Genomic DNA, 24,433 nt, shown 5'->3' on the forward strand with positions numbered 1-24,433 from the left:
TTTCGTTGCTTCAAGGATACCGAAAATCAGTAACGCAACAAACGCTAATCAGCTGAACAAAAGCAACACTACGCGTTGCTTCGATCTCAACAACTTCTAAGAGCTAAAGCTCTAAGAGTTGAAGGTCCTTCGGAAATAAGCCGAAATTGTTGAGAATCACGAAGAACGTAGTGATTCGATGATGAATAATACCTACTTGGTTCTCGGAGCTAAACGCTTTCGCCTTAGCCTCAGAGCAAAACTAATCATCAATTCCAATGTCGCTTCGATTGACAAAAAAATGCTCCTTTCGTTAAAGTGCATCGGATACACATAGGCATCACCTGCCTCTCTAACTCAGAGCCACCGTCATACAACTTTCATTGGTAATAGTTTTAGTATAACCTATTGGGTGCACCAAGAAAACGTTTTTATAAAGAATACCGCAAAAAAATCTATTATGAATTTTTTGGCGGTATTCTTTTTTTTATTGAACCACTTCTGGGTATAAAAGTTTTAAAACGTCCATTGTTAAACGGCGTCCTTTTCCAGCGTAAGGATACACATGCATGTGCATGGCTGGATTAAAGTTCGCTTCGATAATCCCGTACGTTAAGCTATCACGTGTGCCTTTTACGTCTTTGTCAGGAATGATTAAATCAATGCCACAAATTTTGGCTCCTAAAGCAGCTACGGCCTCAATGGCGATTTGTTTATAACTATCATCAATGACATCGGTCATATCAATCGAATCCCCGCCCGTGCTAACATTAGAATTTTCTCGCAAGTACACGATTTGCTCTTTTTCTGGCACAGAATAGATAGTTAAACCTTGTTCTTTCAACATTAGTTTTTCTAAATCATTTAACTGGATTAATTCTAGTGGTGCACGGTGATTGGTCCCCCGCAATGGATCACTATTTTTAGCGGCCACCAATTCTTCTACAGTGTGTTTGCCATCTCCCGTAACATTGGCTGGCACGCGCAACATGATGGCTTTTACATCATTATCTAACACAAAGAACCGATATTCTGTTCCAGGTAAAAATTCTTCAATTAAAACTGCTGTGTCCTCTTTAAAAGCAATCCGTAACGCTTCCGTAAAGTCTTCCAACGAAGCGCCTTCTTTAAAAATGGTAATTCCTAAACCGTAATTCGTTGATTTTGGTTTCACGACAAACGCTTTATTGGCATAGCGCAAATGTGCTTCTTGTGCCTCAATAAAAGATGAAAATTCTTCACCGCCAGGCACATGGAACCCTGCTGCAGACAAAATTTTCTTTGTCACGGTTTTGTTTTCCATAATCAATGGTACCACGTAGTTATCTTTGCTAGTCATGTTGGCATTTTTGACGTATTCAATGTGCTCGCCATGTTGCAGTTTCAAAAATTGCTCTTGTTCATCTAAAATTTCGATTTCCAAACCTTTTTGAATCGCATCAAACAAGAAAATTTGTGTGGATAATTCCATCTCACGGAAACCAGCTAATTGATAAGGGCGTTCAAAGGCCATACTTTGATATTGGTTTCCAAAAATATTTCCCAGTTCACTGTTGGAGTTTTCTTGAATAATCGTCCACATTTTGCCAGAAACGGTGTCTTGTGGATTCCGCAGTTGTTGATAATACTTACCGACAACTTCTTTGCCTTTACGAATGCCTAGAGCATCTAACATATCAATCATTTCTGAAAAAATCCGATCGCCTTCTGCAATTAACTTAATCGTTTCATGAGGATGACCAAGAGCCACTTGTTCATTAAAAATATCGCCAGTTTTTACCCATTCATCCGCTTCTTCTTTTTCATCTGTCCACAATAAATACAACATAAAATAATGTAAGAAATCCACGGTATCTTCCACAATGCCTAAACGTGAAAAAGGATTTAAGTCTAAATTACGCAACTCGATATAGCGAATGCCTGTTTTAGGCAGATCAGACATTTGTTTCCCACCACGTAAGCGCACAGGCGCATAAAATTCTTTTTCTTCAGAAAGTAAACCATTTTCCACCATGCGATGAATATCTTCTAAATAGCGTTCCAATGAGGCATAAGATACTTTCACATTGTCATGATTTCTGTAGCCATACGTACTATTCCGAATACTGCGAATGGGTTCTTGCGGTTGGTCGTCATAGACTCTAAAGTAGCCGTCTTCACTAACTGGTGAAGCCCCAAAAAGATACGTAATTAACCAGCGATAACGTAAAAAGTTACGGGCAACTTTCATGTACACTTTCGTTTTAAATTGTTTGCAATCTGTCACTTCGGATTGTTCATCATATAATTGCTGAATCAGGGCTTGGTCATATTCAAAATTAAAGTGAATTCCGCTGACCATTTGTTTTCGTTTGCCATACTCTTTTGCCAAATAACGACGATATAACACCGCATCATATTGATCTAATTTAGCAATTTTAATCTCTTCATCTTTTGTTGGTAATTGTGGCGGCATGCTTAACGGCCACAGCATTTCATCTTCTGGAATCGAACGACGAGCCACATCGTGAATGGCATCTAAAAAACGAAGCATTTCTGTGCCGCTATTTGCTACAGGCGTGATTAGTTCTAATTGTGTTTCACTAAAATCTGTTTGAATATATGGATGATAAGAACGGTTACCAAAAACCGTTGGATGATCAGTTGTCGCTAAAAGCCCTTCTCGTGTACTACGTTGGTTTTCTTTTTCTAAACCAAAACGAGCCATCAATACGTAAGGACGAACATTTTTCTTTTGTATTAATTCTCTATAATTCATCTTGTCGCCTTTCTTTCTACAAACTATCTGTTTCTCTTACTATTATATAGGAAAACGAGTAAATATGCTGTTTTTTTGAACGTTCACTCGGGAATTTTCGAGACACTTTTAGAGAGCGCCTTTTTCCGTTATACTGAAAACAACTAGTTTATAGAAAGTGGGGATTGCTCATGAAAAATCGTGCATTACTTTTAATTGACTTTCAAAAAGGCATCGAAAGTCCGACGCAGCAATTGTACCGTCTGCCAGCAGTGTTGGATAAAGTCAATCAGCGTATTGCTGTCTACCGCCAACACCATGCGCCCATTATTTTTGTTCAACATGAAGAAACCGAATTACCTTTTGGCTCAGATTCTTGGCAACTTTTTGAAAAGCTGGATGCACAGCCCACAGATTTTTTCATCCGCAAAACACATGCGAATGCCTTTTACCAAACAAGTTTAAATGATTTATTGACGGAACAAGACATTCAAACGTTAGAAATCGCTGGTGTCCAAACCGAGTTTTGTGTAGACACTACAATTCGGATGGCTCATGGTTTAGGCTATGCGTGTTTGATGACACCGAAAACCACTTCCACCTTGGATAATGGACATTTAACCGCGGCACAAATTATCCAACATCATGAAGCTATTTGGGCTGGCCGCTTTTTGACTTTTTTGAGCCTGTGACAAAAATCACTTTGGATTTTTGTTCCGGGCTCAAAACCTGATAAACGGCGGGAACAGAACCAACACTACGCGTTGCTTCGATCACAACAACTTCTAAGGTGTTTTCTCGACATGCGTCTCGTCACAGTACAGCCTTCAAAAGAGCTACAGCTCTAAGAGTTGCGATGTTTCACTGTGAAGCATGAACAGATGAAATCATCGTACCTACTTGGTGAAGGTCCTTCGGAACTTACAAGGATAAAACTGTGACGAGCCTTTGGCGAGAAAACAATAAGTCGAAATTGACTTTCTCACACAAGTGTTCGGCGCATCTTAATCCTTCCAAGTGTTGAGAATCACGAAGAACGTAGTGATTCGATGATGAACAATACCTACTTGGTCTCCAAAAATTAAAGAGCACCGGGTCCTTCAATTCTAGCATGTTCCATGCGTAGAAATTGATGCGAACGAAACGGAGTGTAGTGTATCATGCAACATCAACTCGTTCCTCGTTGTGTTTTATGACAATTTTCGGAAATTCCTTCTTATTGCTGAGAAACACTATTTGCAAAGCAAATAGATGTTGAACAGTACCTACTTGGTTCTCGGAGCTAAACGGTTCTGTCCCGACCTCTTTTTCAAAAAATTGTTTGTTCACTATGTTTTCTTGTCGTATTTCATGTTAGTATAAGGAAAAAGTGTTCAGTTGATTAGTTGAAGATTTAGAGTATGGGACATAAGTCGATTAGGCTTGTCTCTCATGTTCTGTCTTTTTTTATGTCATCATTCACTAAACTAATAAATAATTGGAGGTATTTTATGAACAAATTTTTTACAGCCCAACGTTTAAAAGACACCGCCTATGTAACAGTCGGTGCATTCATTTTGGCCATTTCAATCAATGCGGTCTTATTGCCAAATAAACTTGTCGCAGGCGGAGCCAATGGCATTAGTATTGTTATTAATTATGTTTTCGGGATTAGTCCCGCCATTGTTCTTTACGCCATCAATATTCCTCTTTTAGTGCTTTGTTTCTTACTTCTTGGGAAAGAGGTCGGTGTCAAAACCATTTATGGCAGTCTTATTTATCCATTTTTTGTAGGAATTACTTCGGGGATGCCTGTTTTAACACATAATATTTTTCTTGCAGCATTATTTGGCGGTATTATTACAGGTGCTGGCCTAGGCTTGGTTTTCCGTGGCAATGCTTCAACTGGTGGCACAGCAATCATTTCACAAATTGTCAATAAATACTTCAAAGTTTCCTTAGGTATTGCTATTTTATTCGTCGATGGTTTAGTCATTTTATCAGCAATGTATGCTTTTAATGCAGATATTGTGTTATTCTCTTTAATTTGTTTATTTACAATTGGTCGTGTCGTTGACATGATTCAAGTTGGTCTGGTTCGCTCGAAGAATGTGATGATTATTTCACCAAAATATGTCGCTATTCAAGAACGCTTATTACGTGAACTAGATAAAGGTGTGACCTTGGTGCCAATCGAAGGCGGTTATCGAAGCGCGAAAGGCATGCTCTTAATGACCGTCATTCGTGAAAAAGATTTTCCCCGTTTAAAAGAAGCTATTCTTGATATTGATGAAGAAGCCTTTTTGATTTCAATGAGTGCAAGTGAAGTCTACGGGAAAGGATTTAGCTTGAAAAAAGTAGCTGATTCTTATGGTGTTGAAGCAACTAATGCCAATAATTTACAATAGTTTTTTGTAGGAAAAGAGCCGCAAAATCTGTAGAGATTTTGCGGCTCTTTTTACATCTTCATCCAGACAGGTTCTAAGCTATTGCCATCCAAATCTTGCACTTCTAAGCCATACATTTGCTCTTCCGGTATTCCCATATCAACTCGGTAACAGTTGCCTCCGTTAGCTTTGGCGGTTTCGCCAAACTGTTTTACGGCTTCGGCACTCTCTAAACTAAAGGAAATTAATGCTCCACTGGTTGTTTGCGCATCAATAATTTGCTTTTCTTGGATAAATTTTCCATAAAAATCATGGTTCAACAACATAATCCAAAATTGATCATCCCACATCATCGAACTAGCTTCCTCTGTTGAAAATTCCTCGTTCTTTTTGAATCCAAGTTTTTCATAAAATGCTGTAGAACGTTGGACATCCGCTACTGGGAAGTTAACAAAAACCATTGTGCCCATGTGATTCATCCCTTTCTTTTAATCATCTACGACAGCTAAGTGTGCGTTGCGACAAAATCAACAAGCTTGTTTGATTTATACTAGCATATTCATAAAAGAAATGTTACTAAAACGTTTTCTTAAGGTAATTCTCGATAAGCCAAGTGCTGAATGATTTCACTATGTTGTGGATAATCGTTTAACAATTCCGCTTGAGTAAATAACTCGAAGTCTTCAAACTCAAAGCCTGGTGTAACCACACAACTGACTAACGCAAATCCTGTCGCTACTGTAGAGCCAAAGATTGTGCCGGCAGGAACTGAGAACGAAAGCTGTTGCCCTTGAACTAAGTCTTTCCCTAACTGAACAGCTTGATATGTTCCATCAGGAAAAATACAGTGAACGGTTAACGGCTGACCATCGTGAAAAAACCATAATTCATCCGCTTTTAAACGATGAAAATGTGACGGACTTTCTGTATTTAATAGAAATAAAATCGCTGTATGCAACGCCCGTTCGCCTCGTTTGGTCGGAATCAATTGTTCACTTTTATTGGTTTGTTTAAAATAACCGCCCTCAGGATGCGCTTCTAATCCTAACTTCTCAATCCACATTTGTTCTGTCATCTTCTCCCTCACTCCTTCATTTTTTTCAGAAACAATTTAGGAAGAACTTAGAACATCCGTCCCAATCCTAAAATAAACGGCGGGACAGGAGTAGCTTCTTCATTCTTGAAGCTAAATACTCCTGTCCCACGTTCTTCCCAAACCTGTTTATTTTCTACAACTAAACATCTTTTAATAAGCCTTTAAATAAGCCCATTGCGAAATCGTTGGCATTGAATGGTTCTAAATCGTTAATGCCTTCACCTAGACCAACTAATTTCACTGGCAAGTGTAATTCATTCCGAATAGCAATGACAATACCACCTTTGGCTGTTCCGTCTAGTTTGGTTAAAACTAAGCCAGTGACATCGGTTGTTTCTTTGAACTGTTTGGCTTGCATCATCGCGTTTTGGCCAGTAGTTGCGTCCACGACTAAGAGTACTTCGTGAGGCGCATCTGGAATTTCTCGTTGGATGACTCGTTTGATTTTTTCTAATTCCTTCATTAAGTTGACTTTATTTTGTAAACGACCTGCTGTATCCACTAGCAAAACATCAGCCTGTTCTGCTTTGGCACGTTCCACTGCATCGAAAACGACCGCTGCTGGATCGCCGCCAGCATTCCCACGTACAACTTCAACGCCAGCCCGTTCGCCCCAAACAACTAATTGATCAATGGCACCCGCTCGGAACGTATCGGCAGCGGCCATTAAAACTTTCTTTCCTTCCAACTTGTATTGATGGGCTAATTTACCAATGCTGGTTGTTTTACCAACTCCATTAACACCAACAAATAAAATCACGGTTAAGCCATTTGGCTGTAAGTTAATCGCATTATTTTCATTAATTCCTGCTTCTTCATACAAATCAACCATTTTTTCAATGATGGTATTTTGAACTTGAGCTGGTTTTTTCACATTTCGCAGTTTCACTTCTTGTCGCAAGGCTTCTGTAATTTTTAAGGATGTATCAAAGCCTACGTCTGCACCAATTAACGTTTCTTCTAATTCTTCAAAGAAATCTTCATCAACGCTCCGGAAATTAGCAAACAATTCGTTCAACCGTTGACCAAATGTTTTACGCGTTTTTTCCAAGCCTTTTTCATATTTTTCTTGGACTTGCTCTTCTTTCGACTCTTCAATTTCTTCTGAAACCTGCGTGTCTGTTGGTTCTGCCAACGGAGTCACGACACTACTTTCTTCCTCAGGCGCTTCCACAACAACTTCTTGTGTTTCCTCTGTCAGGATTTCTTCTGGCTCTTCTTCTAACGCTTCTTCTACGCCAGCTAATTTTTCCATTTCAGCGTTATCTGTTAAATCGGCTGTTTCTGCAACTTCTTCTGCTGCCGTTTCTGGCGTTGTTTGCGCCTCTTCTGCTGCGGTTTCTTTTGATTCAGCAGGCGCTGATTCATCACTTGGTGTTTCGTCTACTGTTTCTTCAACGATCTCTTGTTTTTCTTCTTCCTTTTTTTCAGCGGAAAAAGCTTTTTTAATTTTATCAAAAAATCCCATTCTTATTGGCCTCCTTCCAACGGCGTTAAAATATATTTTTCGACCGCTTTGGCAACGCCATCTTGGTCATTCGTGTCTGTAACGACATCTGCGGCTTCTTTAACTAATGGAATCGCATTTGCCATGGCGACACCTAAGCCAGCGTATTCAATCATCGGTAAATCATTTTCTTCGTCCCCTAAGGTCATGATTTCTTCTGCACGGATTCCTAAATCTTTGGCTAACAAGGAAATACCATAGGCTTTCGTAATCCCTTTTGGCATAAATTCTAATAAGTTATTTCGCGTTTTAATAATTTCAAAACGCTCATAAAAAGAGGCCGGAATTTCCTTGATGCGTTCATTTAAATACGCTTCATCAATCGCAACAACAACTTTGTTATAAATTCGATTCGGGGTTAACTCTTCTAATTTGTAGGACTCAAAGGTTAATAATTTGTTTAGAGAACTATAAATTGAAGGATAATTAGGTGCAGAAGGCAGTTGCATCACGACCTCATCAGATAAGACATCAAACGGCATGTTGAGTGTGGTTGCTAATTGGTACAGCTCATGAATCGCTTCCAAGGGCATCAATGTTTTCTCAATAATGGCCCCTGTATCATTTTTTTGAACCAACCCGCCGTTAAAAGTAATGCTATAATCGCCTTCATCTTGTAAACCTAATTCTTCTAAGTAAGGACCAATAGCTGCCAAAGGTCGACCTGTGCAGATAACAACTTTCACGCCTGCTTGTTTCGCAGCCATCAGTGCTTGTTTATTTCGTAAAGAAATCTCTTTTTGGCTATTTAATAATGTTCCATCTAAATCAATAGCAACTAATTTTATCAAACGTTCGCTCCTCCTTGCTTCTGGCTAATTGCTTTTTTCAATTGCGCCACCTTCTTTGACCTCTTCCAAGCGAACTGAAACGATTTTTGAAACCCCAGATTCTTGCATAGTCACGCCATATAAAACATCTGCGGCTTCCATTGTCCCTTTACGATGCGTCACCACAATAAACTGTGTGCCATCTTCAAATTCGCTTAAATAATGACCAAAACGAGCAACGTTGGCTTCATCTAAAGCTGCTTCTACTTCATCTAAAATACAGAACGGAACGGGTCGAACACGAATAATTGAAAAGAGTAATGCAATCGCCGTTAATGCCCGTTCGCCTCCAGACAACAAGCTTAAATGTTGTAATTTTTTCCCTGGTGGTTGCGCCTCAATCTCAATCCCTGTATTCAAGAGATCCTCTGGGTTAGTTAGCACCAGTTCTGCCCGTCCGCCACCAAACATATTAGGAAATACCACTTTGAACTGGCCACGAATTGCTTCAAAGACTTCTTTAAACCGTTCTTTCACTTCTTGGTCCATTTCATCCATGGTTTCAAATAATTGTTCTTTCGCATTTAATAAATCATCACGTTGACTGACTAGAAATTGATGGCGTTCATCGACTTGTTCAAATTGCTCGATGGCACTTAAGTTAACAGGTCCTAACCGCTCAATTTCTTGTTTTAGGCGTTTCACTGTTTGCTGCGCTTGCGCCAAATCATCGATTGGGAAATACGCTTCATAGGCAGCTTCAAAGGTTAAGCTGTATTCTTCCTGTAAGTAACTTAACGAGCTATCTAATTGCATTTCTGCACGATTTTTTAGAACTTCGATTTGTGTTTTATCTGCTAAATACTGTTGTTGGCGTTTGTTTTCTTCCGCTAATTTTGTATCTAACTCGTCTACTTCTTCTTGCAACGCTTGTCGTTGACTACGTGCCGTTTGTAAAGAGGTTTGCAACGCTGTTTGTTTCTCCGCTAATTGCGCGACTTGTGCCGCTAAGCCTTCTTCGGTTAACTGATGATCGCTAGAATGGCTACTTAATTGTTGTAGCTGTTGACGGATGGCCGTTTCTCGAATCAACAATTCGTCCAATTGTTCTTGTTTGTCTTGCTTTTGACGAGCAAAATGGGCACATTGTTCCGCCGCTACTGCTTGTTCTGCTTGAACTGTCGTCAAGCGTTCTTGCGCTTGGGCTTTAAAGGTTTCCATTTGGCTAGCTTCTTGTTCCACTTGTTTCATTTCAGCATCTAAACGTTCTTTCGTTGCCGTTAAGTTTGCTTGTTGCTCTGTCAATGTGGCTTTTTTCGTTTGATATTCGGTTAAGAATTGATGCAATTCACGTGATTCATATTCAAACAAGCGTTTTTCTTTTGTTAAACGAGTAATCGTTTCTGTTTGATTGGCTAATTTATTGTCAATTTCTTGTTGTTTTAAGCGATTTTGTTCACCAGCAGAGCGCAACATTTCTGCACGTTCCGTGGCTGTTTTCACTTCTTGCGAGAGCGCTTGGACTTCTTGTTCCACACTTCTTAGTTGTGTTTCTAATTGAGTCATTTGTTCAGTAATTGTTTGAAGTTCTTGCGCTTGTGAAAATAGGCTTCCTTGGTTGCCACGTTTATTGGCTCCCCCAGTCATCGAACCGCCAGGATTCATCACATCGCCTTCCAATGAGACAACGCGATATTGGTAATTGACTAATTTTGCTAACTGGTTGGCACTCGTTAAATCTGCCGCTAAAATCGTGACGCCTAAGAGATTTTGAATAACGGTTTGTACTTGTTCTGGATAACGAACTAATTCACTGGCAATCCCTACGAAGCCCGGTGCACCAGCCAAACGATTCTGAACCATCGCCGATACAGAGCGTGGCTTAATGGTGGTCAATGGTAAAAAGGTTGCTCGACCACTGTGTTGTTGTTTTAAGAAGGTAATGCCTGCTCGGCCATCTTTCTCATTTTCCACAACAATATGTTGCGCCGCACCACCTAAGGCCGTTTCAATCGCCAACGTATATTCTTTAGGCACTTCAATTAACTCAGCCACTGCGCCAACAATCCCAGTTAATTGGTTTTTGTGACGCAATACAGCTTTCACGCCTTGATAGAAGCCAGCGTAATTTTCTTGAATTTCTTGCAAACTTTTTTGGCGTGCCTTCGCTTGTTGCACTTGATTCATCGCTTGGTACATATCGTTTTGACGCTGTGCTAATCGTTCACGTTTGGCTTCAAGCGTTGCTTTCAACGCGGTGTATTCTTCCAGTTGTTCTTGTAAGCCTTGTTTTGCGACTTTTTGCTCTTTTTCTAGCGTTTCTTTCATTGCGAGAGCTTCAACCATCTGTTCTTCTAGCGCTTCGTGTTTTGCTAGCGATTGTTGATTTTTAGCTGTTTCTTGTTGATATTGTCGTTCTAAATATTTTAAGTCATTGGCTGTATTGGCTTGTTCTTGCATGACTTCCACATACTGACTGCGCAATTCCTCCATCAATTCTTTAGAAGACTTACTATATTTTTCCACATCTTTCGTTGCCAAAGCCAATGCTTCTTTTAACGTCTGACGTTGTGCCGTTTTTTCTGCGATTGCTGTTTCCAGCGACTGCAATTCTTCTCGATAACGAACAATTTTTTCGGCCGTTTCTGCCAATGTCTCTTCGTATTCGCTTGCCGTTTGGGAGGTGTGTTTGGAACGTTCAATTAAAACATTTTTTTGTCCTTCTGCTTGTTTCAACGCTTCTGTCACTTGTAATAATTGTTGTTGTTCCGTTTCAATTTGTTCATCTAAACGATTGCGCTTGCTTCGTAAACGTACCAATTTGCCTTCTAAGTCATGGACTTGCTTACTTGCGCCAGCTAACTTTTCTTCAATGGCTGTTAATTCTTGCGTTTTCGTTTCCCAAATAGCTTTTGCTTCTTGAATTTCGGTCACAGTTAAATTGACATCAATTTCGGTAAGTTCTTCTTTCAAAGCTAAATACTTTTTAGCCGCATCTGCTTGGGCGGCTAGAGGAACTAATTGGTCTTCCAACTCGTAAATGATATCTTGGACACGGCTTAAGTTGTCCTCAGTTTCAAAAAGCTTTTGTTCAGCCTTTTTCTTTCGTTGTTTGTATTTTAAAACGCCCGCTGCTTCTTCAAAAATCCCTCGACGGTCTTCAGGTTTACTATTAAAAATCGCTTCAACTTTCCCTTGTGAAATAATTGAAAAAGATTCTTTGCCTAATCCTGAATCCATAAATAAATCTTGAATATCTTTTAAACGGCACGCTTGTTTATTAATAAAAAAGTCACTTTCGCCCGTTCGTTTTAAACGACGGGTGACACTAATCTCACTATAATCCAATGCTAAATAATGGTCGCTGTTGTCTAACGTCACGGTAACTTCCGCAATATTTAGCGGCTTACGACCTTCCGAACCGGCAAAGATAATGTCGTTCATTTTGCCACCGCGAAGGTTTTTCGCAGATTGTTCACCTAATACCCAGCGAACGGCTTCCGTGATATTACTTTTCCCACTTCCATTCGGACCAACCACTGCTGTCACATCATCTTCAAATTCAATAATGGTTTTATCTGCAAATGATTTAAATCCTGTAATTTCAATTCGTTTTAAATACACGAATATTGCTCCTTCCAGCCTTACTGAGGAATACTTTTCAGTGCCCGCTCAGCGGCATCCTGTTCAGCTAACTTCTTCGATTTTCCTTGGCCTAACCCAATGAGTTCACCATTCATGTAAACTTCAGTGAAAAAGGTGCGGTCATGAGCAGGGCCTTCTTCTTTAATTAAACGATATTCAATTGAAACATCGCCTTTGCGTTGTAAAACTTCTTGTAATTGTGTTTTGTGATCCATCTCATGTGAAAAAGCACCGGCATCAATTTTCGGAAAAATAACGTCTTCAATAAATTTCTTGGCTGCGCCAACTTTTTGGTCTAAGTAGAGGGCACCTAAAAAGGCTTCAAATAAGTCACATAATAATGATGCACGTGTTCGTCCGCCCGATGCTTCTTCTCCTTTACCTAATAAAATGTAGTTGTCGAAGTGACATTCTTTCGCAAATTTGGCTAAACTATCTTCCCGAACGATGGCTGCGCGCATCTTCGTTAATTTCCCTTCTGGAAGTTCTGGGAATTTTAAATACAAATATTGTGAAACAATTAATTCTAAAACTGCATCTCCTAAAAATTCAAGACGTTCATTATCGGATAATTTTAAATAGCGATGCTCATTCACATAGGATGAATGAGTAAAAGCTTGCTCTAATAGATTGACATCATGGAAAACAATGCCGTAACGTTCTTTTAACTCTGTTGTTAACTGATTGTCCATTCTCCACATTCCTTTACATTTATTTACACCTTGTTTCATTATACTTTTTTTTTCACTTTTTTTAAATGGTTCTATTCAGAAAAAGCCTGTTATTCACTGTGTTCTCATTATTTTTTAGAAAAAAATAAATAAATAGGGCTATGACTGAGATAAAAGCGTTTGTTTACGTAAGAGATAGAAAGAGCGTGGGACAAAAATCACTTTGGATTTTTGCGCCACGCTCAAAAACTGATAAACGGCGGGAACAGAAGCAACTCCTCCTTATTTCTCGGAGTTAAACACTTCTGTCCCGACCTCGTTCTATCTCTATTAAATCAGCGGAACGTTGTTTAACGTTTTTCCGCAGTGACACCCACCGTTGCCCATGGATTATCTTTCGTATCAACTGCCCAAGTAAAGTCAACTACACGGTCGTTGACAGGCAAGACTTCATTTCTGTAAAGCGTTGGGATTACAAACGCTTCATCAATGGCATACTCTTGCCAATCGTAGAAGGCTTTTTTACGTTTTTCTTCATCAAATGATGCTTTTGAATCGATCGCATCAAGTAATTTAGTATTTTCTTCTGACTCAAAACGTGTGTAGTTAAAGGCTGAGTTTGGACCATATAAGCCGGTTGGTGAAGGATCTGAACCTGTGCCCCACGCGCCTTGATAGATATCTACTTCTGGATCATCATTTTTCAATTTGTCATAGAATGCTTGGAAATCAATTAAGCGTCCTGTTGTATACGTTACGTTTAAGCCAATTTCTTTCCATTGTTGGACATAGTAATCAGCAAGTGGTTGTGCAGTTTCGCCACCTGACATTGAAGCAAACTTGATTTCTAGTGGTTTGCCTTCTTTGTCTTCGCGAATGCCATCGCCGTCTACGTCTTTATAACCAGCATCGTCTAATAATTTTTTCGCTTTGTCTAAATCAAGCGTATAGCCTTTCGCTTCGCTATCATGCAAGCTCTTGAAGACTGGTGGAATTAACGTTGTTGCCCCTGTTCGTAAGCCGTTGTAGAATTTTTGGCCGACTGCATCATTGTCAATTGCATAGCCCATGGCTTGACGTAAGCTTTTATCTGCCATTTTAGCTTTTGGATTGTATTTCACTGTATTTGTTTCTTTGTCAAACGTACCCATTTTAAAGCCAATATACGTGTAGGCTTGTTCGGGACGTCCTAAGATTTGATACCCTTCTGTATCTTTGTATGTTGGATACGTATCTGTTGGCATTGATAATGCAATATCGTATTGTTTCGCTTTCATTGCTTCTACAATGCTCGCAGAAGGAACAGATTTGAACACTAATTTATCTAATTTAGGTTTGCCACCGTAGTAGTACTCATTTGGTAGGTATTCAACAGATTCACCTGTCACAATATTACTCATATAGTACGGTCCAATAGTCACAGGGTTTTTACGAACTGCATCGCTTGATTCCATGTCTTTAACAGCAATTCCTTCAAAGGCATGTTTTGGTAAAACTGAACCCCAAACACCGCCACCTAATTGTTGCATTCCTGGGTGAACTTCTTTATAAGTGATTTTAACTTCTTTATCATTGACTTTTTCTATGCCAGAAATGGTTGGCGATTTACCATCATGGTAGTCTTCCATGCCAACAATATTCGTAAAGTTATCATCATAACGAATCCCTGTATAGTCTTTATGACCAATGACTTCATAAGAGAAAATCACGTCATCTGCCGTCACATCTTTACCGTCAGACCATTTTAAATTGTCACGTAATTTAATGGTTGCTGTATTGGCATCTTCATCTAATTTCAGATCCGCAGGACCCCCATCGACAATCTTAAAGTCTGCATCATTGTTAAATAATGGCTGTACCGTTGGAAGCATGTATTGTGCATCATAGTTGTCTTGATAAAATTCTTGCTGGAAAAGTCCTTGGAATTGTGTATCCATAACTACAGCGACATCTAATGTCCCGCCGTCAATTGCTTTTTTATCATTTTTAACAGCGATTGGCATTTTTGAAATGTCTTCTGTTTCCGTTGCTTTATTGCCCCCGCCTTTATTGCCGCCACCACATGCAGCTAACCCGAATACTAACACAGAAGCTAACGTGATTGCACCTAAAATCCGTTTCTTGTTCATCTCTTTTCCTCCCTCATTTTTTGGCTAATTAGCCTAATCGTTGTCGTGCATCTGCTGAGCGCTTAAATGCTTGTCCAACATAGTTTATACTTAACATCAAGACTAAAATTAGAATTGATGCAGGTAACCAAACCCATTGTTTATTGACTAATACATCCCCACTGCTGGCGTAGCCAATTAAGGTTCCTAAACTTGGGACACTTTGTGGTAACCCGAAGCCTAAGAAAGTTAACGTTGTTTCGATCCCGATATTGGCCGCGAAATTAATCGTTAAGTTCGTAATAATTAATGAACTTAAATTCGGCATAATTTCTCGAAACATAATTTTAAAATCGCTTGTTCCCATTGTCTTAGAGGCACTAACGTAATCTCGGCGCCCTTCAGATAACGTTTTACTGCGGAACAACCGCGCTTTTCCAACCCAATAAAACGCACACATAATCCAAATAAAGGACCAGATACTATATTTAGGAATCACGGAAACGAACACAATAATAATTAACATAATTGGCAAAATCATAATAAAATCCACGATACGCATCAAAATATTATCAATCATGCCTCCATAATAACCGGAAATAATCCCTAAACCGACCCCGATAATAGACGTAATAATCGTAATGGCAAAACCGATTAAAATAGAGTTTCTAGCCCCGATAATCAATTGTCCTAAAACATCACGACCCCCTTCATCGGCACCTAAAATGAACTTGGTGCCATTCATTGTAACGGTACCTGGTTCCGCATATTTATCTAAAATACTTACATGCATAACGGCACTTTGGTCTAACACTAACGAACCGATAAAAACGGCTAATAAGATAATGACCAAAAGGATTAAAGAAAACATCGCCATTTTTTCTTTGACGAATTCTCGCGCAATCATCCGAAAGCCCATTGGTGGAATACTTTCTTGTAAGACTTCTTCTCTTTTTTCTTCTGTCAATTCCATTTTTATCACCCTTTCTTCGTGTTTTTTCTACTGAATTCGAATTCTTGGATCAACAATACTCATTACAATATCAGAAATTAAGGTTCCGATAAGGGTTGCCAATCCCAAAATCAACACGAGAGCGGTAATAACGGAATAGTCACGTTGAATGATACTATCAATAAATAATTTTCCAATTCCTGGGAAAGCAAAAATCTTTTCAATAACGACTGATCCGGCAATCAAAGCAGTAATTTCATAACCTAATTGAGAGGCAATTGGTAATGCTGCATTTCTAAAAATGTGTCGATTAAAAATTTTATTCGTTGGCACTCCTTTTGAACGAGCAGTCCGAACAAAGTCCATGTTTTTAACATCAATCACTTCACTGCGCAAATATTGAATAGTGACCGCTGTCCCTAGCAACGCTTGAGTGACCCCTGGTAAAATTAAATGCTTCAGTTTATCTAAATAATACGGCCATGTTCCCTCAGCCAAACCAACAGTCACGGTTCCACTCGTTGGGAACCAGTCTAAGCGATACCCAAAAATAAAGAGCATAATCAAGGCAAAGATGAATAATGGCACGGCAAAACTGAAGAAGTTGTAGATAACCACCATTTTGTCAAACCATGAATTTTGGTAACGGCCAGCAATTAAACCGAAAGGAATGGCGATTAAATACGTGATTATAACTGACACAGCGGCCAATGCAATCGTATTCCCCACCCGACCAGCAATGAGCGTGGACACAGGTAACTTAAAGATAAAACTATGCCCAAAATCTCCATGTAAGGCATTGCCAATCCAACGGAAATATTGTTCGTACCAAGGATCATTTAACCCGGCAGCTTCACGCATGGCTTCAATCACTTTCGGGTCTTGGTTCGGATTAATCAATCCTGTAAACGGATCACCTGGCATCATTTTAGCCAACAGGAAAATCAAGACACTTAAAATAATCACTTGCGGAATCATCAATAACAAACGGCGTAAAATTGTTTTCCACATTATTCAGCACCTCCATTTTTTAACGCTACTTGGTGGGTTGGACTAATCGCATGTAAGTTATAAACCCGCCCATTTTCATCATAATAGTCTTTATGATTTTCCCGATACTCTTGCTCAACTCTTCTTCGTTCTTCTTTGTGAGCTTCTCGGTTCGCTACGTCAATTTTAGGAATTGCTGAAAGTAAGCGTTTGGTATAAATGTGTTGTGGATTAGTGTAAATATCTTGGCGTGTACCGATTTCTACAAAACGGCCTTTGTACATAATGGCAATGTTGTCACACATATGTTTAACTACGCCCAAATCATGGGAAATAAATAAGTAACTTAACCCATATTCCTGTTGAATGTTTTTCATAAAATTCAATACCTGTGCTTGCACAGATAAGTCCAGTGCTGAAACAGGTTCATCTGCAATAATTAATTTGGGGCTGGTAGCCACCGCTCGGGCGACGCCTAAACGTTGGCGTTGTCCACCAGAAAATTCATGAGGATATTTGTACAACGCATCTTCTGGCATCCCCACAATGTCCAACAAACTTTTGACTTTTTTCTTTTCTTCTTGGTCACTTAACCGTTCAAAATTTCGAATTGGTTCAGCGATAATATCTAGTACTCGTTTTTTAGGGTTTAAACTTGACATCGAATCTTGGAAAATCATTTGGACATCTTTGTTGTATCCAATCGCTTTTCGACTTCGCGGCTTGGTTACATCTTGTCCTTGATAAATAATCTCACCATTTGTAATTTTTTCTAAACCAATAATTGCTTTTCCTGTCGTTGATTTTCCAGAACCCGATTCACCAACTAACCCATACGTTTTACCTTGTTCAATCATGAAATCCACACCATCAACCGCCAAAACATGATCAGTGATTCGATTGAAGAAGCCGCTGCGAATTGGATAATGAACTTTTAAATCTTTAATTTGAATAATTTCTGTCATTACGCTTCCCCTTCCCCGTCTCTAAAATGAAAATGTTTATAACATGTACAACGAACATAATGATTCGGTGCAACTTCATGTAATGTTGGATTTTCTTCATGTTCCGATGCATCAATCCAAGGAATTCGTGGGGCAAACCGACAACCTTTTCTAGGTAATTTGGTTAACGAAGGAACAATCCCTTCAATCACATGAAGTTCTTCTTCATCTGAATTCTCTTGGGGAATGGACTGAAGTAAGGAACGTGTATATGGATGTTTCGGATGACTAAACAATTCTTCAGCAGTGGCTACTTCTACAAACTGACCCGCATACATAACCGCTACACGATCAGCCATTTCCGCAACTACACCTAAGTCATGGGTAATTAAAATAATGCCGCTCCCTGTTTCTTCTTGTAAATCTTTTAACAAATCGAGAATTTGTGCCTGAATGGTAACGTCTAAGGCCGTTGTTGGTTCATCTGCAATTAAAATCGGTGGTTTACACGCGATTGCAATGGCGATAATCACCCGTTGACGCATGCCGCCAGACAATTCATGAGGATACTGTTTCCCGACACGCTCTGGGTTGGGAATCCCCACTTGATCTAACAGTTCAATGGCCCGTGCTTGTTTTTGTTGTGCGGTCATTTTGGTATGATACGTGAGACTTTCTTTAATTTGGTCTTCAATTCGCATGAGCGGATTCAGTGCAGACAACGGATCTTGGAAAATCATCCCAATATCGTTTCCTCTGACTTTGTTGTACAATGTTTCATTAAACGTAGTTAAGTTTAAATTGTTGTATAAAATTTCCCCAGTAATTTTGGTATGATTGGGATCATGTAAGCCCATAATCGTTGTTGCTAAGGTACTTTTTCCACAACCAGATTCTCCGACGATTGCCAGAATCTCATTTTTCTTCAATTCAAATGAAACATCATCGACGGCATTATAATAATCATCTTTGATTCTAAATGCTGTTTCTAATCCTGAAACCTCTAGTAATTGTTCATTTCCTTGCATCCATACGCACCCCTTACGTCCTTTCAAAAACATTATATAAATTAACTAATATTTAATGATAGCACTTTCTAATTTTTATCAATGTTAATTTACAGCTCATTGTTTTTTCATAATTTTATAGAATTATTCCATAAAAAGCAAGATAAAATAACTTTTTTCGCAGTTATTTTTTTACATGTATGATTTTTTTTACAAAAATATGTGTAAAAATAGCCTTATTGCTTAATAAAATAACCATTATGTACGCAAAAAAAGTCGATCAACACGAATGTCAATCGACTTTGTCTTACTATTTTTTATGAATTACTCACAATATAATCTACAGCGGCACCAACTGTTTCAATTTTTTCTGCATCTTCATCTGAAATCTCTGTTCCAAATTCATCTTCAAGTTCTAAAACAAACTCCATTACGCTAATTGAGTCAGCGTTCAAATCATCTTTAATGTTTAATTGATCTGTTACTTGATCCGCTTCAATATCAAAGTGGTTTGAGATAATCTTCGCTACTTTTTGAAGTACTTCTTCACGAGTCAACTGTATTCACCTCCACTGCTTTTGAAAAAAGGTTCTTTCTTTTACTAAAACGCTAAGATACATTGTACTCACAATTTGGGTATTTGTCCATCTTTTTTTCATTTGAGTAACAAACTGATGTCAAGACAATTGCAAATTACTCTACTTTGCCTTCATAATATTCCACTAATTGTGGGACAACTTGGGTTTCTAACATTGTATGAATTTGACGAATGGTGTAGCGGACGGCATCAGGACCCGTGGCCCCATGCGTTTTAATGACTGGCGCTTTTAAGCCAAATAAAACCGCTCCCCCATGTTTTGAGTAGTCCATTTCGTCTTTCATGCCACGCAACGCATTCTTTAATAATAAGGCGCCCATTTTTCCTTTGACACCTTCAGAAAGAATCGCTGTTTTCAGCAAGCTCATCATGTTCATAGCTGTGCCTTCGATGGATTTTAAAACGGCGTTTCCTGTGAAGCCATCTGTCACCACCACGTCAGCTACGCCATTTAATAATTCTCGTGCTTCAACGTTTCCGACAAAATTAATCGTTTCATCTGCTGCTAACAATTCGAAGGCTTTTTTCGTTAATTCACTGCCCTTTGTTTCCTCAGTTCCGTTATTTAATAGACCGACACGAGGATTCTGAACGTTCCGAACTTTTTCAGCATAGAATGAACCTAAAACGGCATACTGAACCAAATGTTCTGGTTTATTGTCTGCATTGGCTCCTAAATCTAACATGTCAAACCCTTTGTCTGGTTCTCCCATGACAGGTAAAGTTGACATCAAACCGGGACGTTCCACATTTTTGATGCGGCCGACAATGAACAGACCCGCTGCTAATAGCGCTCCGGTGTTGCCTGCAGAAAAAATCGCATCGGCTTCCCCATTTTTAACTGCTTGCGCTGCTAAAACCATGGAAGCAGTTTTCTTACGACGGATTGCTTTAACTGGCTCATCGTCACTAGCAATTTTTTCATCGGTATGAATAATCGTAATGTTTTTTTCATCGGTGATGTATTTTTTTATTTCGGCTTCTTTTCCATATAATTGAAATTCAATGTCTGGGAAGTCTTGTTTGGCTAGCATAACCCCTTCAACAATTGCTTGTGGGGCGTTATCTCCACCCATTGCATCTACAGCAATTTTCATGAGTGATTCCCTCCTACTTTTTTGTTTCCTAACAAGTATAACATATTTTTTTCAAAGAAATACGCATTGGCTTTTACTTTCTGGCTTCAAAAATTACCTCTTCTAATCGAAAAATTGGGCTGCCTCATCTTGGGGTTTCACTCGATTGGCTAAGCCTTGATAAGCAGGATATTGCCACCATTCTTTCACTTGCCATAGGGCACTTGCTTCTTGGCGCGCAACTTCTAAAATGTTAAAGTCCGTCACGATATCTCCTACCGCAAATTGAGGCACCCCTGATTGCCGTGCACCGAACACTTCCCCAGGTCCGCGAAGTTCCAAATCACGCTCACTCAAGACAAAACCATTGGTGGTTTCTGTCATGATTTTCATACGCTCAACGCCCATTTCATTTTTCGGATTGGCTACTAAAATACAATAAGAAGCACTGGAGCCACGCCCAACACGGCCCCGTAACTGATGTAACTGTGCTAACCCAAACCGGTCCGCATCCATAATTAACATCACCGTGGCATTTGGTACATTCACGCCAACTTCAATAACGGTGGTAGAAACCAATAATTGCAGCTGATTGTCTTTGAACTCCTGCATAATGTCATCTTTTTCTTGGTTTTTCATTTTACCATGTAGTAATCCCACTTGATATCTTGGGGAATAAAAGCTTTGCATATGTTCAAAAATTTCTGTTGCGTTTTTCACATCTAAGGCTTCTGATTCTTCAATCAATGGACAAATAATATAGGCTTGATGTCCTCGAGCCAGCTCTTTTTCCATCCATTCTAAAACAGTATCTAACTGCGGCGGCCGAATCCAACGTGTTTCGATTGGAATCCGTCCAGCTGGCATTTCATCAATGATTGATACATCCATTTCGCCATAGGCTGTAATTGCCAGCGTTCGAGGAATCGGAGTGGCCGTCATAAATAGAACATCTGGTTTTAAGCCTTTTTCTCTTAATATTTTTCTCTGATTCACACCAAAACGATGTTGCTCATCAGTGATTACCAAACCTAATTGATGGAAACTGACATCTTGTTGTATCAAAGCATGGGTCCCTACCACAATGTCAATCTCGCCATTGGCCAGTTCTTCGAGAATTAGACGACGTTCTTTCGTTTTGGTGGAACCTGTTAATAAGGCCGTTCGCACTTCTAATGGATCAAACAACTGCTGTAAGCTTTCCATGTGTTGCTGCGCTAAAATTTCAGTCGGAACCATCAACGCTCCTTGAAAGCCAGCGGTCATGGTGGCGTATAGCGCAATCGCAGCCACTACCGTTTTCCCACTCCCCACGTCACCTTGAAGCAATCGTTGCATATGCTTCGGACTTCGCAAGTCTCGACAAATTTCATTGGTCACTTTTTTTTGGGCGCCTGTCAATTCAAAAGGCAGTCCTTGGGTGAACGTTTTTAAGCGATCCACGTCATATTGAATAGCTAAACCATTTTTTTCCGCTTTTTCTTGTTTCTTCAATCCTTGCATTTTAAGTTGGAAAAGGAAAAACTCTTCAAAGACTACTCGCCGTTTGGCTTGATGGCTTTCTTCTGGATTACTGGGAAAATGCATCGCCCACATTGCTTCTTTTCTAGGCATCAAGCGGTACTTTTCTAATAAATCATTCGGTAAAATCTCTTCAACCAGTGAACCATACTCTTCAAAAGCAGTGCGGATTAACTGAACCAACGTGCTTTGGCGGACTTTTTTATTTACATGATAAATGGGGGCAAAATCTTCATTGTCTCCTTTAGAAGCTAAGATTTTCATGCCATTTAATGATTTTCTCTTGGCATCCCATTTGCCATAAACAGCAATTTCTTCGGAAAGAACTACTTTGTCTTTTAAAAAAGGTTGATTGAAGAAGGAAACATTAATGACCGCATGTTCTTGCATCATTCGAAACGTTAACCGGCTCTTCTTATAACCGTACCGACTAACGACTGCTTCCGAAACCACTAGCCCTTTTAGCGTAACTTTTTCCTGATCCTGAATCTCGCTTAAATCCTTTTCTTGGATATCATCGTAGCGGAAGGGATAATACGTCAATAAGTCTTCAATTGTAGCAATCCCCAGTTCTTGTAAATTTTCAGCACGTTTTGGGCCAACACCGGGCAATACGCTGACTAAATCTGTGATGTCCATAAAATCCCCTCCTCATTAATATACGCAAAAAAATGGATCATTCATTAAATAGGCTGGTTCATTAGCCCTAACTAATGAACCAGCCTATTCGTTTTTATTTTTTCATCACGAAAACCTATTCTGCTGAGAATAAGTATGGATACACAGGTTGTCCACCTTCATGAAGTTCTGTTTCTAGTTCATCGTTTTCAGAAACTAAAATAGCGATTAGCTTTTCAGCTTCTTCAACCGAGCCATCTTCGCCGACAATAATTGTCACGATTTCAGTGTCTTCATCAATCATGCGGTTCAACGTGTCTAATGATGCATTAAAACGATCTGCTTCAGAAACGACGATTTTACCATCAATCATTCCTAAGAAGTCATCTTTTTTAATTTCAACGTCATCAATGGTTGTGTCACGAACAGCTGTGGTTACTTGACCACTCACAACGCTGTCTAACATTTCCGTCATACTTGCTTTGTTTTCTTCTAATGATTGTTGATCATTGAAAGCTAACATTGCTGTCATTCCTTGAGAAATGGTTTTAGATGGAACAACCGCTACTGGTACATCGGCAACTTCTGCTGCTTGATCAGCCGCCATAAAGATGTTTTTATTGTTTGGTAAAATAATGACTTGCTCTGCATTCACTTCTTTGACTGCTTTTAAAATATCTTCCGTACTTGGGTTCATTGTTTGGCCACCACTAATAATGTAGCTTGCACCTAAACTTCGGAATAATTCTTGAACGCCTTCACCGGCTGCAATAGCAATCACAGCAAACGGTACGCGAACTTTTTCAGTCAACGCTTCTTGCTGAGCATCGCGTTCAACTAACGTTTCATGTTGTAAACGCATATTGTCTACTTTTATTTTTACTAACGAACCAAATTTTTGGCCGTAGTTCATCACTTCACCTGGATGCTCAGTGTGTACGTGAACTTTGATAATTTCGTCATCGTTAACGACTAATAGAGAATCGCCTAGTTCATTTAAGTAGTTTCTGAATGTTTCATAATCAAAAGCGCTGTCCACGGTTGGGCCTTCGCCGATACGAACCATAATTTCTGTACAATAGCCAAATTTAATGTCTTCTGTCGCAACGTGGCCACTAACACCACGGTGATGTTCAGCATTAACCATTTCGTCCATTTCGGCAGGACTTGGTTCATACGTTTCAGTTGGTAAAAATTCACCACTAAGCGCTTCTAAAAATCCTTCATAGATAAATAGTAGTCCTTGACCCCCACTATCTACAACGCCGACTTCTTTTAGGACAGGTAATAAATCAGGTGTTTTCGCTAAGGCACGTTTAGCACCTGCTACAACAGCTGTCATAACTTCGATACAGTCATCTGTTTCTTTCGCTTTACGTTCACCAGAACGCGCCGCTTCACGAGAAACAGTTAAGATTGTTCCTTCAACGGGTTTCATCACTGCTTTATACGCTGTTTCTACACCATGTGTAAAGGCAGCGGCCAAGTCTTTGGCATTTAATGTTGTAACCTCAGGAATTTGTTTTGAGAAGCCGCGGAATAATTGAGATAAAATAACCCCAGAATTTCCACGAGCACCCATTAATAACCCTTTGGATAACGCACCTGCTAATTCTCCTACTTTTTCAGAGCGAGAATCGGCCACAGCCTTTGCACCACTGGTCATTGATAAGTTCATATTTGTTCCTGTATCACCATCGGGTACAGGGAAAACGTTTAATGAGTTGACATATTCTGCATTTGTGTGCAGACGAGTCGCACCTGCCTGGACCATTTCCTGGAACTGACCTGCGCTGATTTCTGTTACATTCACCTAAAAAATCCTCCTTCAGATTTACCGCTAACGGC

At 39.5% G+C, this 24,433-nt stretch carries 18 protein-coding genes; 2 read left to right on the forward strand and 16 right to left on the reverse strand.

The window, feature by feature from the left end:
- Nucleotides 1-466: 466 nt before the first annotated feature.
- Nucleotides 467-2,737 (reverse strand): bifunctional glutamate--cysteine ligase/glutathione synthetase, encoded by a 2,271-nt coding sequence (gshAB, locus tag IGK70_RS12370; protein WP_104855897.1) that lies wholly within the window; start codon nucleotides 2,735-2,737, stop codon nucleotides 467-469.
- 170 nt (nucleotides 2,738-2,907) lie between these two features.
- On the opposite strand from gshAB, the gene IGK70_RS12375 reads away from it, so the two are divergent.
- Nucleotides 2,908-3,408, forward strand: coding sequence for a cysteine hydrolase family protein (locus IGK70_RS12375; protein ID WP_104855898.1), 501 nt, complete (start codon nucleotides 2,908-2,910; stop codon nucleotides 3,406-3,408).
- A 798-nt stretch (nucleotides 3,409-4,206) separates the two neighbouring features.
- The gene (locus IGK70_RS12380; protein WP_002368434.1) at nucleotides 4,207-5,103 is read left to right on the forward strand and encodes a YitT family protein; all 897 of its coding nucleotides are present in this window, start codon (nucleotides 4,207-4,209) and stop codon (nucleotides 5,101-5,103) included.
- Nucleotides 5,104-5,153: 50 nt separating this feature from the next.
- Here the strand turns inward: IGK70_RS12380 and IGK70_RS12385 are convergent, their stop codons facing one another.
- The 15 genes from IGK70_RS12385 to IGK70_RS12455 all read right to left on the reverse strand — a co-directional run bounded on the left by IGK70_RS12385 (nucleotide 5,154) and on the right by IGK70_RS12455 (nucleotide 24,398).
- A complete protein-coding gene (locus IGK70_RS12385) occupies nucleotides 5,154-5,552 on the reverse strand; it encodes a VOC family protein (protein WP_002354951.1) in 399 nt (132 codons plus the stop codon).
- Nucleotides 5,553-5,671: 119 nt separating this feature from the next.
- Nucleotides 5,672-6,157: a cupin domain-containing protein gene (locus tag IGK70_RS12390; protein WP_002381091.1), complete on the reverse strand. Its 486-nt coding sequence runs from the start codon at nucleotides 6,155-6,157 to the stop codon at nucleotides 5,672-5,674.
- Nucleotides 6,158-6,317: 160 nt separating this feature from the next.
- On the reverse strand, nucleotides 6,318-7,646 hold the full coding sequence (gene ftsY, locus IGK70_RS12395) for a signal recognition particle-docking protein FtsY (RefSeq protein ID WP_104855899.1): 1,329 nt from the start codon (nucleotides 7,644-7,646) through the stop codon (nucleotides 6,318-6,320).
- A gap of 2 nt (nucleotides 7,647-7,648) precedes the next feature.
- Nucleotides 7,649-8,476: a Cof-type HAD-IIB family hydrolase gene (locus tag IGK70_RS12400; protein WP_002359053.1), complete on the reverse strand. Its 828-nt coding sequence runs from the start codon at nucleotides 8,474-8,476 to the stop codon at nucleotides 7,649-7,651.
- A 24-nt stretch (nucleotides 8,477-8,500) separates the two neighbouring features.
- Entirely contained in the window at nucleotides 8,501-12,079 is a 3,579-nt protein-coding gene (gene smc, locus IGK70_RS12405) for a chromosome segregation protein SMC (RefSeq protein WP_104874165.1), read from the reverse strand.
- Nucleotides 12,080-12,099: 20 nt separating this feature from the next.
- Entirely contained in the window at nucleotides 12,100-12,792 is a 693-nt protein-coding gene (rnc, locus tag IGK70_RS12410; RefSeq protein ID WP_002354946.1) for a ribonuclease III, read from the reverse strand.
- Nucleotides 12,793-13,121: 329 nt separating this feature from the next.
- Nucleotides 13,122-14,900 (reverse strand): oligopeptide ABC transporter substrate-binding protein Opp2A, encoded by a 1,779-nt coding sequence (gene opp2A, locus IGK70_RS12415; RefSeq protein WP_002408275.1) that lies wholly within the window; start codon nucleotides 14,898-14,900, stop codon nucleotides 13,122-13,124.
- A 28-nt stretch (nucleotides 14,901-14,928) separates the two neighbouring features.
- On the reverse strand, nucleotides 14,929-15,852 hold the full coding sequence (gene opp2C, locus IGK70_RS12420; RefSeq protein ID WP_002365358.1) for an oligopeptide ABC transporter permease Opp2C: 924 nt from the start codon (nucleotides 15,850-15,852) through the stop codon (nucleotides 14,929-14,931).
- 27 nt (nucleotides 15,853-15,879) lie between these two features.
- On the reverse strand, nucleotides 15,880-16,842 hold the full coding sequence (opp2B, locus tag IGK70_RS12425; protein ID WP_002354943.1) for an oligopeptide ABC transporter permease Opp2B: 963 nt from the start codon (nucleotides 16,840-16,842) through the stop codon (nucleotides 15,880-15,882).
- Entirely contained in the window at nucleotides 16,842-17,786 is a 945-nt protein-coding gene (gene opp2F / locus IGK70_RS12430) for an oligopeptide ABC transporter ATP-binding protein Opp2F (RefSeq protein WP_002354942.1), read from the reverse strand. The genes opp2B and opp2F overlap by 1 nt, the downstream gene beginning before the upstream one ends.
- The gene (gene opp2D / locus IGK70_RS12435; RefSeq protein WP_002367425.1) at nucleotides 17,786-18,826 is read right to left on the reverse strand and encodes an oligopeptide ABC transporter ATP-binding protein Opp2D; all 1,041 of its coding nucleotides are present in this window, start codon (nucleotides 18,824-18,826) and stop codon (nucleotides 17,786-17,788) included. Before opp2D ends, opp2F begins: the two co-directional genes overlap by 1 nt.
- Before the next feature lie 263 nt (nucleotides 18,827-19,089).
- The gene (gene acpP / locus IGK70_RS12440) at nucleotides 19,090-19,329 is read right to left on the reverse strand and encodes an acyl carrier protein (protein ID WP_002354939.1); all 240 of its coding nucleotides are present in this window, start codon (nucleotides 19,327-19,329) and stop codon (nucleotides 19,090-19,092) included.
- A 136-nt stretch (nucleotides 19,330-19,465) separates the two neighbouring features.
- Nucleotides 19,466-20,467 (reverse strand): phosphate acyltransferase PlsX, encoded by a 1,002-nt coding sequence (plsX, locus tag IGK70_RS12445; protein ID WP_002395966.1) that lies wholly within the window; start codon nucleotides 20,465-20,467, stop codon nucleotides 19,466-19,468.
- A gap of 102 nt (nucleotides 20,468-20,569) precedes the next feature.
- Complete coding sequence (gene recG / locus IGK70_RS12450; protein WP_002359051.1) at nucleotides 20,570-22,606, reverse strand: ATP-dependent DNA helicase RecG; 2,037 nt, start codon at nucleotides 22,604-22,606, stop codon at nucleotides 20,570-20,572.
- Between the two features lie 115 nt (nucleotides 22,607-22,721).
- Complete coding sequence (locus IGK70_RS12455; protein WP_002354936.1) at nucleotides 22,722-24,398, reverse strand: DAK2 domain-containing protein; 1,677 nt, start codon at nucleotides 24,396-24,398, stop codon at nucleotides 22,722-22,724.
- Nucleotides 24,399-24,433 lie beyond the last annotated feature (35 nt).

The sequence above is a fragment of the Enterococcus sp. DIV0358 genome (assembly GCF_051713465.1).
GTDB classification, from domain to species: domain Bacteria; phylum Bacillota; class Bacilli; order Lactobacillales; family Enterococcaceae; genus Enterococcus; species Enterococcus faecalis.